We start from the raw sequence: 12,486 nt of genomic DNA, 5'->3' as shown, positions 1-12,486 counted from the left end.
AAGGCCCCCCTTACGAGAGGGGGGCCAAGCCATATTTATTCAATTGTTATTTTGCTTAGTTTATTAGAAAGAACCGCCGCCAAGCTGTTGTTCAGCCATTTGTACAAGGCGTTTTGTGATTTCTCCACCTACAGATCCGTTAGCGCGAGAAGTTGTTTCTGCACCAAGGTTTACGCCAAATTCAGTTGCAATTTCATACTTCATTTGGTCAAGTGCTTGTGATACTCCCGGTACTAGTAATTGGTTTGAGGAATTGCTTCTGCTAGATGATTGGTTGTTCATGTGATTTCCTCCTCATAATTTTTGTTGGGTTTTGGTTGGGTTAGCTGGAATTGCACCAGCGCAAGGATTAAATCCTGCTCCACTGCCTGGCTTAACCCATCGGATAAGGTATGTGGCGGCTTGTTGACGCTGTGTTTACTCTCTATTATGTTTGATTTATAAAAGTTTATTCTATTATAAAATCGGGAATTTTTTCCTGAGAGACTTGCTGATTTAGAGCCTTACATAACACAGCCGAAACAAACAAACGATATAAGAAAGAAACTTGAAAAATGAAAGTGAGAGGTTTTGAAAATGGCTATTTGCCCTGTGTGTAATGGGTTTGAAAAACTAGAAGCTACCTGCAGCTCCTGCGGAAAAAATATGGAGGATAGCGGGAGAATCATGGATTTTTATGATGATTACAGCGCCTATATGCCGATTGACCAAATGAAGCTGGAAGATGGCTATCCGCAGGACTACCAAAAAGAGGAATGTCCACATCTTTTGAAATGTCCATCATGCGGCTATGACGAGGTGAAGTTTATTAAAGAATAAGCTCTGTTGAACATGTCTGTTGATTTCCGCTCCAGGCGCTCAGCGAACCGCTGGAGGTCCGACGCTCGGTCGGCGTCCTGCGCCTGCCGGCTCTCCCTTTGATTCGCTTCTCCCGCTGGAGTCTCGTGCCTTCCGCTCCAATCAACAGAGTGCCAAAGTCAACAATGATCTTTAATATAGCCAAAGAATAAAAGTGTATGAATTTTTCAGTATGATAAAAACCCCCGTCATTCCAGACGGGGGTTGATTTTTCATTTATTCTTTTGTTGAGCGGATTCTGCTTTCAGTGTTAGCATCAAAGAAATGAGCTTTGTTCATATCGAATGCTAAATCAAGGTTTTGTCCCGGTTTAATATCTGTTCGGGAATCTACACGGGCAACGAAATCCTGGCCTTCAATGCTTGAGTAAATCATTGTTTCAGCACCAGTCAGCTCGGAAACGTCGATGCGTGCATTGATTTTTGAACCCGAAGAAGCATCAATAAATACAGGCTCGTCATGAATATCTTCTGGGCGGATGCCAAGGATGATGTCTTTGCCTACATAGCCTTGTTCACGAAGCACCTTCATTTTGCCTTCTGGAACGGCTACTGGTGTTTGGCCGACAATAAATTTACCATCTTCAAGCTTCCCGTTGAAGAAGTTCATAGCAGGCGAACCAATAAAACCGCCGACAAATACGTTTTCTGGTTTTTCATATACTTCTTTTGGTGCACCTACCTGCTGAATAACCCCATCTTTCATAACTACCAGGCGAGTTGCCATTGTCATGGCTTCGGTCTGGTCATGTGTTACATAGATTGTTGTTGTTTGCAAACGCTGGTGAAGTTTGGCGATTTCTGCACGCATTTGTACGCGAAGTTTTGCATCAAGATTTGACAAAGGCTCATCCATAAGGAAGACTTTTGCGTCACGGACAATGGCACGGCCTAAAGCTACACGCTGGCGCTGACCACCTGACAATGCTTTAGGCTTGCGGTCAAGATATGGTTCAAGACCAAGGATTTTAGCTGCTTCCTTTACGCGGCGGTCGATTTCGTCCTTTGGAAACTTGCGGAGCTTCAATCCGAAAGCCATGTTGTCATATACGGACATATGCGGGTAAAGTGCATAGTTCTGGAATACCATCGCAATATCACGATCTTTAGGCGGTACATCGTTAACCCGCTTTTCATCGATATAAAAGTCGCCTTTGGAAATTTCCTCAAGACCAGCAATCATACGAAGTGTGGTAGACTTTCCGCATCCTGAAGGCCCGACAAACACGATAAATTCTTTATCCTGGATATGAAGATTGAAATCTTCTACTGCTGTTACTTTATTGTCATAAATCTTGTATATATTATCTAATTTTAGTTCAGCCATTAGGGTAACCTCCCAGTTTTTTGATTACATTCAGTTTAAAGGAAATACGGCTAATCCCATATGGCTAACTTGCACAAAATTCCTGAAAGCGGTTTTATGCAATGTGTTCAAATTCAGTGCTGTTCATACAGCAAACAAGCCAGGTATACCGTCACGGCACTGTTAAAGTCTTTTAATTGAATGCCTGTTTTATCCGTGAATTTGTCCAATCTGTATTGCAGGGTGTTTCGGTGAATATACAATTTCTTTGCTGTTAAGGATACATTGGAACTATGTTGCAAAAATATCTTAATGGTATTTAATAGTTCAGGATCCTCTTTAAGAAATGACAGACGGGATAGCAGGCTTCTTTTTAAAAAAATGTCCATGTTTGCCGCAACTAGAGACGGGAACGCTTTCTCGAATGAAAACACCCTTTCTGATGGCAGCAAAGATGTGGCCTGTTCGAAAAATAGCATTTCTTTTTTAAAATGATTGGGGAAATCCTCCCCAGGCTTATTCGGAGCACCAATATAAAAATCTGTCTTTACAAAAAAATCGCTCTCCAAAGCATTTGAAATGGCATAGAAATTGTCTTCTGCCAGAGGATCTTCAAATTCTTCAACAATGATGCCCTTTGCCGGCTCATTCCATAAAATAATAATGTCCTTCTCAAAAAAACCTTTATAAGCAGCCTCCATATCTTCGCGTACCCAGTCGCCCTGGGCAGTTTTAAATTGAATCAGCCGGTATGGAAACTCCCTGGAAAATTTAGGAACACTTCCATTAGAAAATAAAAAATCAAACCAGGATTGTGCAGCGGGGTTATGATGATGAGAGATGTCATGAAAATCAAATAGGGTTTTCAATATCATCAGGCTTTCCCCTGAAACATCTTTGGCCGGGATGCCAAGCCATTCTCCAGTTTCATGATAATAAAACCAGTATGTGTTTGGGAAATGGTGGAAATCAGGCTTTGCTTTCATTAGTATAGAGCTAGGATATTTGCCATGTATTTTTTCTAACATATTTTTATCCTTTAATTTGATATATTTTTGTGTTTCTTATATTATAGCAGTTATAATTTAATTGAAAAAACTTTCGCACAAACAGTCTTAGTTTTTATAAATGGGTAAAGAAAGTTAAGGGGTGAGATCTATGGAGTACACACCAGAGATGAAAAATCGCTTGAAAAGGCTCGAAGGACAAGTACGGGGCGTAATCCGTATGATGGAAGAAGAAAAACATTGCAAAGATGTTGTCACACAATTATCCGCAGTCCGCTCAGCGGTTGACCGTGCAATGGGATATATCGTAGCAAAAAATCTGGAAACTTGTATCCGGGATGCAAACACTGAAGGCAAAAATGCTGAAGATGCAATCCAGGAAGCCGTTAACATGATTGTAAAAAGCAGATAATAATTGTATGTTTATCAAACATAAGAGGCACCTGAACGGCATGCGTTCAAGGTGCCTTTTTGCTGTTCAATCTGCTTTATATGGCGGCTCTTCCTCATGGATTTCCCTGGCCTGTTCGATATTAACATCATCACCGCGTCCATGCACGGACCCGCCTGACAATCCTTCGTTAATGATTCGGTCAATGTCCACATAGGCCTTATCCCGTCCTTCATTACCTAAATCCTCTGATACCTGTGGGTTCTTATCTTTGTCCATCGTTTTCCCGCTCCTTTTTTTAAAATTGATTCTGTAGCGGTTATTTTTCCAAGATAAGCAAGATATCATACAAAGGATTAAGGGGTATGGCCAGCAGACTGTTTACTGATCATAAACATGAAATAACATTAGTTCGTGGATTTGCGATTTCAGCTCTTCCTCCTGGCCGGCTGGTTTGCCGGATGTCCATTCGATTTTGCCATCGGGATGGTAAATGCCCATTATCTTTTGCTTTTGGAAATAGAAGGAGAATGTCCATCCCGGCAGTTGCTTATTTTCATATAAAGGCTTGAATAGAAAGTGTGTTAACATTTGGCTGCAGCCTCCCGACTATCTTTTTTGAAATTCCCGTTTATTGGTCACGTAAAAGGGAATTGAACAGATGTAGAAACATTTTAACATTAAAAGGAGGCAAAAATGATGAAAAGAAACAATAAATTTATGATGTCAGCCATGGCTCTTGGAGCAGCATATTTAATGAGAAATCCGGAAGCACGCCAGAAGCTTAAAGATCAATTTCAGTCATTTGCCGGTTCTTCCTCCAGGAAAAATAATATGAAAACAACTAAAAAACCTATAACTACTTAATCATATAGCCTTTTGCGATTGGACAAGGCATTTGGTGAAAAATTCAATTTTGATTACACCATAGAAGATTATAGGAAATCGCATAAAAATAGCCGTTCACCTGTCTGGTGTACGGCTATTTTTATTAAAAGTCTCATGCTTCGGTACCTTTTTTCCTAAAATCCCGTCATATTGAAAAATAAGCGGGTGAGTTCTTGAATTCTCTTCAATTCAATAGAAGTTTCATCAAAGCACATGGGCTTTGCATTTAATTCATAAATAACATACCTGCCTTTATGGGTTAATCCTGCGTCCATTGAAAATTCTCCAAAGAAGCCTTTTTCTTTTTTTAAGAGTATCCCAGCCTCTGCCACTGCCATATTAATAAATTCATCATGTTCCTTTGTCTGCACCTTTTCATAAGGAATCAAAATGCCGCCATTTGGGATATGAGTGGTGATATCCTGATCCTGAGCCTGCCGAATGCCAATCCCGGTAACCCGATATTCGCCTTTGCTGAAATGAGCAAGAATCCTAAAATCAAAGCGCTTGCCGTCAAGCCTGGCAGGGCTTATCGCTTTCTGTGCCAAATAAGCTTTGCCTGTAAGCTGAAGACTCCATTCCTTCCAAAAGCTTTCAAAGCATCTGTAAGAAAATGAATGCTTAATCCCTGACATGGTCAACTTTCTCCCATCCGAATGGCTTAAACGATATATTCCTTTGCCTTTTGCTCCCTGTACGGGTTTTAGGTAAATGACTCTATGTTTCCCCAAAAAATTCTTCAGCTCGGATTCATCAGTAACCAGGATTGTATCCGGTAAATATTTTCGCAGGGGAGGGTGATTCATGAAAAGCTGGCAAACCTCATATTTATCGAGAAAGCCGGGATTGAAAAACGGAATATTAAGCTCCTTAAAAAAATGGCAGGCTTCCTTAAAAGAATCGGTTTGTTCAAGCTTCCGGAATGGAACTCTGTTATAAACGAGATGAGGAAGCGGGCAGCACGCCTGAATCCATTTCTCATCTTCGGGCGAATAAATGTAACCGCTCACGGAATTTTCTTTTATATCCTCTGATGTAAATACAAACGAAATCCCTTTGTTTTGCAGAATTTCTTTTTGCAGGGCTTTAAATAACGGACCATTGCCGGCTAGAGTGTTATCCCTTCCTTTGCCAGTCAGGATGCCTATAACCGGGCCTGCATTATGATTGTTGCTTGTTAATGAAAAGGAAAGTGATCTTTGTTCTGTTTCCGGATCGCTGGACTTTAAAGGGAGGAGATTGCTGCCCAGGGTTGCTCCAGTATGACTGAACCACTCCTTGCTGGACCAGTCATAAAAGACCCTCATCTGAAAATTTCCTCAGGTTTAGTAATGGACGCCTCCGCAAGGAAAACGGCAAATGAAAGTGAAAGCTTCCGGGTAAGAAGGTCAAATTCACGCAGCTGCGGGTGTTTAAATATAGATCTTCCCGGCTTCGAGTTTGCTTCAAAAAGCCACACATTTCCTTTGCGGTCCAATCCGAAATCAAATCCAATTTCGCCAATAATCCCTTCCATATTCCGTTCAAGGGCTTTGCTGATCTTAAGTGCTGCGGCAGTCAGCTTTTTCAGTGCCTCTTCCTTTTCATCGGCGGCTTCAAAAACTTCATCCAATGTCTTGATAACTCCGCCGCTTTTTACATGGGTCGTAACACTGCCCGGCCCGGCAATCTTTGCAGCCGTAGCGGTAATCTTCCATTCTCCATTTTCATCTTTATTGGTATGAATACGAAAATCGATTGGCCGCTGACCATGGCGCAATAAATGAATCCCTTGCTGGACAAGCATCCTGCTTAAATTTCTGCCTGCAAATACATTGCGCATTAAACTTTCCAGGCTGTTATACTTTCTTAGCCGGTTTTCATCCCGGTCTCTGTATCGGCAATAATAATTCCCTTCCTTTTTGTCATAAATAATTTGATGGATACCAAGGCCAAGGCTGCCATTAATCGGTTTTAAAAAAACATGGCCATAATCGGAAAGCATTCTTTCGATTATTGAAAAAGAAGAAAAAGAATGGGTTTCAGGCAAATAGCGGCTGATCGATTCCTCATTTTGGAGCCTTTCGTATACATCCAATTTATTAAAGAAGCCAGGGTTATACCAGGGAATCAGATATTCCTTCTGAAGACGGTCACGTACTGCCTTAAGATCGTTCTTTCTTTCACTCTTCCGGTTGGGGAGCCTGTCGTAAACAACATTTGGAAAAGGAATTTCATAGGTTTCCCATCCCTCCTGATGATAAAAAAGACCTTGGATGGTCCCTTGCTCCCAGTTAATATGCTGCTCACCGAATATAAAGGGAATGGCCCCCACCGTTTTCTTGACTGATAATAGTTTGGCGAAAAACAAGGTTCTGTCGCCAATTGGCCTTAATGGAAAAGAGGTAAATCCGGATGTGAAAATCCCGACGAGCGGGCCAATAAACAGTGTTTCATTATTGGTGAAAGCGTGCAAGGGAATAGTTAAATTAGGAAAATTAAGAGCCTCCGCTAAATCTTTGCTAAGGACAATCGAGTCCTTCTTCGTTTTATGGAGTACGAAAGCAGCATCGGCCGAATGGGTGCCAAATGCTAGCTTGGTCAAATGGGTACGAAGATTTAGCTCATTCGGGATATAAACAGTTTTGGAGGCTGAGTCTAGAATTTCAATTTGATACTGTTTTCGCATGATCCTGTCTCCTTTCATTTTGCCTGCTGGCTGCCAGGTATTTTGCGTAAAGCAGGGGAGCGGTATATAATTCTTCCTTTTTTTCGGGCTGGATGTTTAGAATCGTTTTTCTCCCCGGCTTGGAGTTAACATCAAGAACCCAAATTGAGCCGTTATTTCCAACCCCTATATCTATCCCCATCTCAAATAATGGCGGGAGTTTATTTTCCAAAGCAGCAGGAAGTGTATTTATAATTTCATTTAGCTCTTCACAAATATAATTTTGCATAGAAGAAGGAAGGGCGGCAATCCAGTCATTAAAGGAAATAGTCGTTCCGCCTGCGCTTAAATTGGAAATGATGCCCCCATTTTTCCCTGTTCGGATTCCCCGGCCTATTTCTTTCCAAGTCCCTTTTGAATCCTTTTGCAATAAAATCCTTATATCATAGGGCTGGCCTTCTTTATTTGAAAGATTCACATAAGGCTGTATGAGGTATTGCCGCTTTGCTGTCAGCCTGTTCAGCCAAGCAATTGCCTTTTCCTGCTTTTCGAAGCAATGGGCAATCTGTCCATCCTTCTTATCTGTTTTAACCAGAATATCTTTGCCGACTTTTTCAATATAATAAATTCCCTGTCCCTGAGATCCGTTCGCCGGCTTTAGAATAAGGGGCTGATCAGGGCGCAAATCTTTAATGAATTTTTCAGCACTTGTAAAAGGATCTGTTATTAACAGATAGGGTGAAATGCTTGAATGGGAAAGAAGTTCGTATAATTCAAGCTTATTAGGCAAGCCGTAGCCAAGAAAATGGATATCATCTCTAGCTTTCAGCCAGTTAACAATGGACATGCACTGTTTTGAGTGGGGATCCTCTCCATAAAAACAGCGGTCATACAGGATATCAGGAGCTGAAAACTCCTTTGGCTCCCATACGCCTAAACTTGGATTAAAGAAGTCACCGCTGATTTTTTCCGAATTGGGATTGATATCGGAAGGAACGAAACGGAAGCAGTCAATGCCGTATTCATTGGCCTTTTTTGCCAACTCCAGAAAGTAAGATTTTTCATTGCGTTTATTTAATGTCATAATTCCGAATGAAAGCATTCTAGTAATCCTCCTTTGCGGGTATGCCTGAAAATGATAAGGCCGCGGCATATTCAATGAGTGCCTTGGCAGATGGCCTTATTCTTTTATCACTATCTTCAAAGTTTTTAGAGGGCTTTGAATTGACCTCAATGATCCATAGCTTTCCATTTTCGTCAACGCCTATATCAATGCCAAGCTCACCTATCAGCCCATCGCATTTTTGGCTTATTATGGAGGCTGTTTCGACCGCAAGCTCTTTCATCATTGCAAGCTGCTGGATGGCTGTTTTTTGATCTGACAAAATCGAAAAAATTTTTAGCGGCTTCATGATTTCACCGCCCCTTGCGATATTGGAAACAAATTGCTGCTCAGCAGAGATTCTCGCAACCGCTGAAGTGGCTTTCCATGTATCCTGAAAATTTTTGTGGCAGAGAACGCGGAAATCCAGCTGCCTGTTTTTATAGGTTTGCAGGGGGATTGCCTGCTGAGCTAAAAAAATTCTTTTCTTTTGCTGCTGCTTAAACCATTGGGTAAAACGGGTATAGTTCTCAAACAGCTGCATTTCTTCCTTTCGGCTTCCAGATGATAATTCTGCCAGGATTTCTTTTCCATTTAAGCTTATTCTGATGATATTCCGGCCCTGGCTTCCATGAATTGGCTTTAGATATAGGGAATTATGCTTATTTAGTAGTTCTTTGATCGTATGTTCGTCTGCCATAGCGGTTTCAGGCAAGTATGGCTGCATATGGTCTTCGGAATAAAGCAGAATGTGAACTTCTTTTTTTGACAAAAAACGGTCATTAAATAGGGGGATGAACAGGCTGCTTATACTGTTTTTAAATGATTGGAAGAGAGTGCTGGCTTCAAGCGCTCTGGAGTGAATCCGGTTGTATATGACGCCTGGAAGCGGAACCTCACTTTTTATCCACTGTCCTGATTGTAGGTAATAACCCTGCAGTTTGCCTTCTTCATAATCCTTGAAGTGGAACACATAAAAAAGGCCTCCCATACTTGACACAACCTCATGCAGCTCCTCGCAAAAAGCATGAATGGAGCGGAAGTCCGGTTCTGAATCCTTATCATTCAAATCTGTCATGAGGCCAATAACAGGCCCGAGGGTAATGGAATGATCTTTTTTGGAATAACTTGCAACAAAATCGAGTTCCTGGATGGGAAGACAGCATTCCTGAAACAGCCGGTCACTGAAAAAAAGCTCATCCTTGGTTATACTCGCTCCTTCAATGGTAATCTGTATGGAGCGCCTCCCAATGTGGAGTATATGGGGGATATGCAGATCTACATTCCAGTAATGGATAAGAGAATGGCTAATTTGAATGTGATGCTGTTTTTCTTGAAGCATTTTTACCGGAATAATCGTAATAGGCAATAAAGAAACTGACATGATCATTCCTCATTTGCTCGTCTTTATGTGTGCGCGTATAATGAAAAAATAGGCAAAAGCTGATACGGTATCGTATGTAAAAGGTTAAAAAATGGTGCAATAGCGGAGCGTAGGGAATGCAGACAGGCATGGCAATCCGCTTCCTAAATTTGTGCATGGAAGGTAGATGTAAATGCAAATCGCAATCACAATTTTAATTATGATTTTAATAGGGGCTCTCATTGGGGGATTTACCAACTCCCTGGCCATCAAAATGCTATTCAGGCCCTATAAGCCAATTTATATAAAAAATTGGAGAGTTCCCTTCACTCCGGGGCTGATTCCGAAACGAAGGGACGAGCTGGCCTCACAAATGGGAAAAATGGTAACAGACCATTTGCTGACCCCGGAAAGCATTCAGCGGAAATTTTTAAATGAGGGCTTTCAAAAGGATATGACCGGGCTTGTCCAAAAGGAACTGGAGAACCTTCTGAACACTGAAAAGACAGCAGCTGAACTGCTTACGGTTCTGGGGATTGATGATGCACAGCATAAAGCTGAGGATAAGCTGAATCGGTTTGTTGAAGAGAAATATGAAACCCTAATGGTTAAATACAGGAGTAAACCGTTAAGAGAAGTTATTTCACCGGAAATCATCCAAAAAGTAGATGCGAAGCTGCCTGTCATTTCCTCTTATATTCTTGAAAAGGGAGTAGACTATTTTTCAAGCATCGAAGGAAAAATGCGAATTCAAAGAATGGCTGATGACTTTGTCCGTGAGCGAAGCGGAATGCTTAGCAATATGCTGCAAATGTTCATGGGAAACATCAATCTTGCGGATAAGATCCAGCCGGAAATCGTCAGGTTTTTAAAAAATGAAGGAACGGCAGACCTTATCACGACAATATTGAAAAAGGAATGGAATAAGGTCCTTGATTGGGAAGCTGAACGGATTGAAGAGCAGTTTGAAAAAGAAAAGCTTGTTAATATGATCAAAGGTTTTATACAAAAAGTGGTTAAGCTTGATGGAATATTCCAGACACCTCTATCTAGGCTGACGGTTTCATACAGGACAAAGGTGATTGAAGAGATAGCGCCGAAAAGCGTTGAACTGCTTGGCAGCTGGCTTTCCCGCCGCATTGATGTTCTTATGGAGCGCCTGCACCTTGCGGAAATTGTCCGCCAGCAGGTGGAAACTTTCTCAGTTGAACGACTTGAAGAAATGGTCCTGTCCATTACAAGAAGCGAACTGAAAATGATTACCTATTTGGGCGCACTGCTTGGCGGTGTGATAGGGCTTTTCCAGGGAATTCTGGTTATTTTTATTAATTAAAAGGGTATCGCCTCGCGTTTACAGTCATAGTTTGTTATAGTGGAGTGGATGTTCAAAGTACGGAAAATAGTATGTGATTATTATTCTCCTTTTTGAACGAGAACCGGAAGGAGTGTTTACAAATGGCAGTAAATTTACATGATTCAGCCTATGAACTTGAGAAAGCAGTGCGTGAAAGCGATGAATACAAGGCTTTAAAACAAGCGTACGATGATGTAAATGCAGATCCATCTGCAAAAACAATGTTTGAAAACTTCCGCAATATTCAAATGGAACTTCAGCAAAAACAAATGATGGGCCAGGATATTACGCAGGAAGAAGTAGAACAGGCACAAAAAACAGTAGCGCTTGTACAGCAGCATGAGCAAATTTCAAAGCTTATGGAAGCAGAACAGCGCATGAGCATGATGGTAGCTGAAATGAACAAAATCATCATGAAGCCTCTTGAAGAGCTATATGGTGCTGTTGAATAAATAAAAGAACTCCCGGTAATGGATCCGGGAGTTCTTTTATTTATATGGAGCAGGATCCTGTGTTCGTTTTTTCCAGCTTTTTCGGATAGATCTTTTACAGCGGCATTTCTATGTATTAAAGATTCGTTGAATTGGGTACCTTTATGATAGAACATGGAAAAAGGAAAGAGGGAACTGAATGAAAAAAGCCATTTTTCTGGACCGGGACGGTGTTTTAAATGAGGTTTTGTCTGACAGAGTCAAATTTGTCAACAAGCCGGAGCAGCTATTTTTGCTGGAAGGCGCAGCGGAAGCGGTTGCCGATCTGACAAAAGCAGGTTATGAGATCTTTGTCGTGACCAATCAGGGCGGCGTCGGATTGGGATTTTTAAAAGAAAAAGAATTAAAGAGAATCCATGAAAGGCTGCAGGAGCTTGTTGCAGAAAAAGGCGGCCATATTAAAGAGGTAGCTTATTGTCCGCATAAACCAAAAGCTGGATGCGAATGCCGTAAGCCAAATGCAGGCATGCTGCTGGATCTTGCAGAAAGATATAATCTCGATCTTGCTAATAGCCTTATGGTTGGCGATCACGAGCGTGATATTGAAGCAGGTAAGAAGGCAGGCTGTAAAACAGTTTTTATTGGATCAGACCCGACAAAAGCAGATATTCAGGCACCTTCGCTGTTTGAGGCAGTAGGAGATATTTTGGAATTGCTTAAATAAGAGAGTAAAAGCCGCTTTGATTGCTGGAAGCGGCTTTTTATTTTACGATAATTGCCTAATAAACTAGCGTGCTCCGCCAAGCTGCTGCTCAGCCATTTGCACAAGGCGTTTAGTGATTTCTCCGCCCACAGAACCATTTGCTCTTGAAGATGTTTCCGGGCCAAGGTTCACACCGAATTCTGTTGCGATTTCATACTTCATTTGATCAATTGCCTGACTGATTCCTGATACTAAAAGCTGATTAGAATTGTTGTTTCTTGCCATGTAAATCATCTCCTTTGATGTAGTTTTCTTGATTGTTACAATCATAGCTTTAGAAGGGAAATTAAAATTTATTCATAGTTACAACTGGTAATTTAAGGGATTTTCATTGTTGGCAAATTTGTTATACTTTTCATAGAAGCAAAAAGGGGGAT

At 41.3% G+C, this 12,486-nt stretch carries 16 protein-coding genes; 6 read left to right on the top strand and 10 right to left on the bottom strand.

Annotated elements, in window-relative coordinates; translation table 11 throughout:
• Nucleotides 1–63: 63 nt before the first annotated feature.
• On the bottom strand, nt 64–282 hold the full coding sequence (locus DFO73_RS14605) for an alpha/beta-type small acid-soluble spore protein (RefSeq protein ID WP_009331467.1): 219 nt from the start codon (nt 280–282) through the stop codon (nt 64–66).
• A gap of 294 nt (nt 283–576) precedes the next feature.
• Here DFO73_RS14605 and DFO73_RS14600 point away from each other — a divergent pair, with 294 nt between their 5' ends.
• Complete coding sequence (locus DFO73_RS14600; protein WP_110065483.1) at nt 577–819, top strand: hypothetical protein; 243 nt, start codon at nt 577–579, stop codon at nt 817–819.
• Nucleotides 820–1,074: 255 nt separating this feature from the next.
• On the opposite strand, the gene DFO73_RS14595 is transcribed toward DFO73_RS14600, so the two are convergent.
• The gene (locus DFO73_RS14595) at nt 1,075–2,184 is read right to left on the bottom strand and encodes an ABC transporter ATP-binding protein (protein WP_110065482.1); all 1,110 of its coding nucleotides are present in this window, start codon (nt 2,182–2,184) and stop codon (nt 1,075–1,077) included.
• 113 nt (nt 2,185–2,297) lie between these two features.
• The gene (locus tag DFO73_RS14590) at nt 2,298–3,191 is read right to left on the bottom strand and encodes a PucR family transcriptional regulator (protein ID WP_110065481.1); all 894 of its coding nucleotides are present in this window, start codon (nt 3,189–3,191) and stop codon (nt 2,298–2,300) included.
• Between the two features lie 130 nt (nt 3,192–3,321).
• Here DFO73_RS14590 and DFO73_RS14585 point away from each other — a divergent pair, with 130 nt between their 5' ends.
• The gene (locus DFO73_RS14585; protein ID WP_026583956.1) at nt 3,322–3,582 is read left to right on the top strand and encodes a metal-sensitive transcriptional regulator; all 261 of its coding nucleotides are present in this window, start codon (nt 3,322–3,324) and stop codon (nt 3,580–3,582) included.
• A gap of 66 nt (nt 3,583–3,648) precedes the next feature.
• On the opposite strand, the gene DFO73_RS14580 is transcribed toward DFO73_RS14585, so the two are convergent.
• Nucleotides 3,649–3,840, bottom strand: coding sequence for a hypothetical protein (locus tag DFO73_RS14580; protein ID WP_110065480.1), 192 nt, complete (start codon nt 3,838–3,840; stop codon nt 3,649–3,651).
• Between the two features lie 102 nt (nt 3,841–3,942).
• Nucleotides 3,943–4,152, bottom strand: coding sequence for a YheE family protein (locus DFO73_RS14575; protein ID WP_110065479.1), 210 nt, complete (start codon nt 4,150–4,152; stop codon nt 3,943–3,945).
• A 105-nt stretch (nt 4,153–4,257) separates the two neighbouring features.
• Between DFO73_RS14575 and DFO73_RS28725 the strand changes: the two genes are divergently transcribed.
• Nucleotides 4,258–4,428, top strand: a complete 171-nt coding sequence (locus tag DFO73_RS28725; RefSeq protein ID WP_181396027.1) for a hypothetical protein — start codon at nt 4,258–4,260, stop codon at nt 4,426–4,428.
• Nucleotides 4,429–4,583: 155 nt separating this feature from the next.
• Here the strand turns inward: DFO73_RS28725 and DFO73_RS14570 are convergent, their stop codons facing one another.
• From DFO73_RS14570 to DFO73_RS14555, 4 genes are read right to left on the bottom strand one after another with little or no spacing between them, the layout of a single operon-like run.
• Nucleotides 4,584–5,756: a YheC/YheD family endospore coat-associated protein gene (locus DFO73_RS14570; protein WP_110065478.1), complete on the bottom strand. Its 1,173-nt coding sequence runs from the start codon at nt 5,754–5,756 to the stop codon at nt 4,584–4,586.
• A complete protein-coding gene (locus DFO73_RS14565) occupies nt 5,753–7,117 on the bottom strand; it encodes a YheC/YheD family endospore coat-associated protein (protein ID WP_110065477.1) in 1,365 nt (454 codons plus the stop codon). Before DFO73_RS14565 ends, DFO73_RS14570 begins: the two co-directional genes overlap by 4 nt.
• Nucleotides 7,095–8,198: a YheC/YheD family endospore coat-associated protein gene (locus DFO73_RS14560; protein ID WP_110065476.1), complete on the bottom strand. Its 1,104-nt coding sequence runs from the start codon at nt 8,196–8,198 to the stop codon at nt 7,095–7,097. The genes DFO73_RS14565 and DFO73_RS14560 overlap by 23 nt, the downstream gene beginning before the upstream one ends.
• 1 nt (nt 8,199) lies before the next feature.
• Nucleotides 8,200–9,582, bottom strand: a complete 1,383-nt coding sequence (locus DFO73_RS14555) for a YheC/YheD family endospore coat-associated protein (protein ID WP_110065475.1) — start codon at nt 9,580–9,582, stop codon at nt 8,200–8,202.
• Nucleotides 9,583–9,754: 172 nt separating this feature from the next.
• On the opposite strand from DFO73_RS14555, the gene DFO73_RS14550 reads away from it, so the two are divergent.
• From DFO73_RS14550 to DFO73_RS14540, 3 genes are all read left to right on the top strand, one after another.
• Nucleotides 9,755–10,894, top strand: a complete 1,140-nt coding sequence (locus DFO73_RS14550) for a DUF445 domain-containing protein (RefSeq protein WP_110065474.1) — start codon at nt 9,755–9,757, stop codon at nt 10,892–10,894.
• A gap of 122 nt (nt 10,895–11,016) precedes the next feature.
• Nucleotides 11,017–11,367, top strand: coding sequence for a YlbF family regulator (locus DFO73_RS14545; protein ID WP_110065473.1), 351 nt, complete (start codon nt 11,017–11,019; stop codon nt 11,365–11,367).
• A 178-nt stretch (nt 11,368–11,545) separates the two neighbouring features.
• A complete protein-coding gene (locus tag DFO73_RS14540; RefSeq protein ID WP_110065472.1) occupies nt 11,546–12,070 on the top strand; it encodes a D-glycero-alpha-D-manno-heptose-1,7-bisphosphate 7-phosphatase in 525 nt (174 codons plus the stop codon).
• Nucleotides 12,071–12,133: 63 nt separating this feature from the next.
• Here DFO73_RS14540 and DFO73_RS14535 read toward each other — a convergent pair whose 3' ends face one another.
• On the bottom strand, nt 12,134–12,334 hold the full coding sequence (locus tag DFO73_RS14535) for an alpha/beta-type small acid-soluble spore protein (protein WP_110065471.1): 201 nt from the start codon (nt 12,332–12,334) through the stop codon (nt 12,134–12,136).
• Nucleotides 12,335–12,486 lie beyond the last annotated feature (152 nt).

It is taken from the genome of Cytobacillus oceanisediminis (genome assembly GCF_003182355.1).
Taxonomy (GTDB): Bacteria; Bacillota; Bacilli; order Bacillales; family Cytobacillaceae; genus Cytobacillus; species Cytobacillus oceanisediminis_A.
The sequence above is the reverse complement of the archived record's forward strand: the minus strand, read 5'-3'. Positions and strand labels throughout refer to the sequence as shown.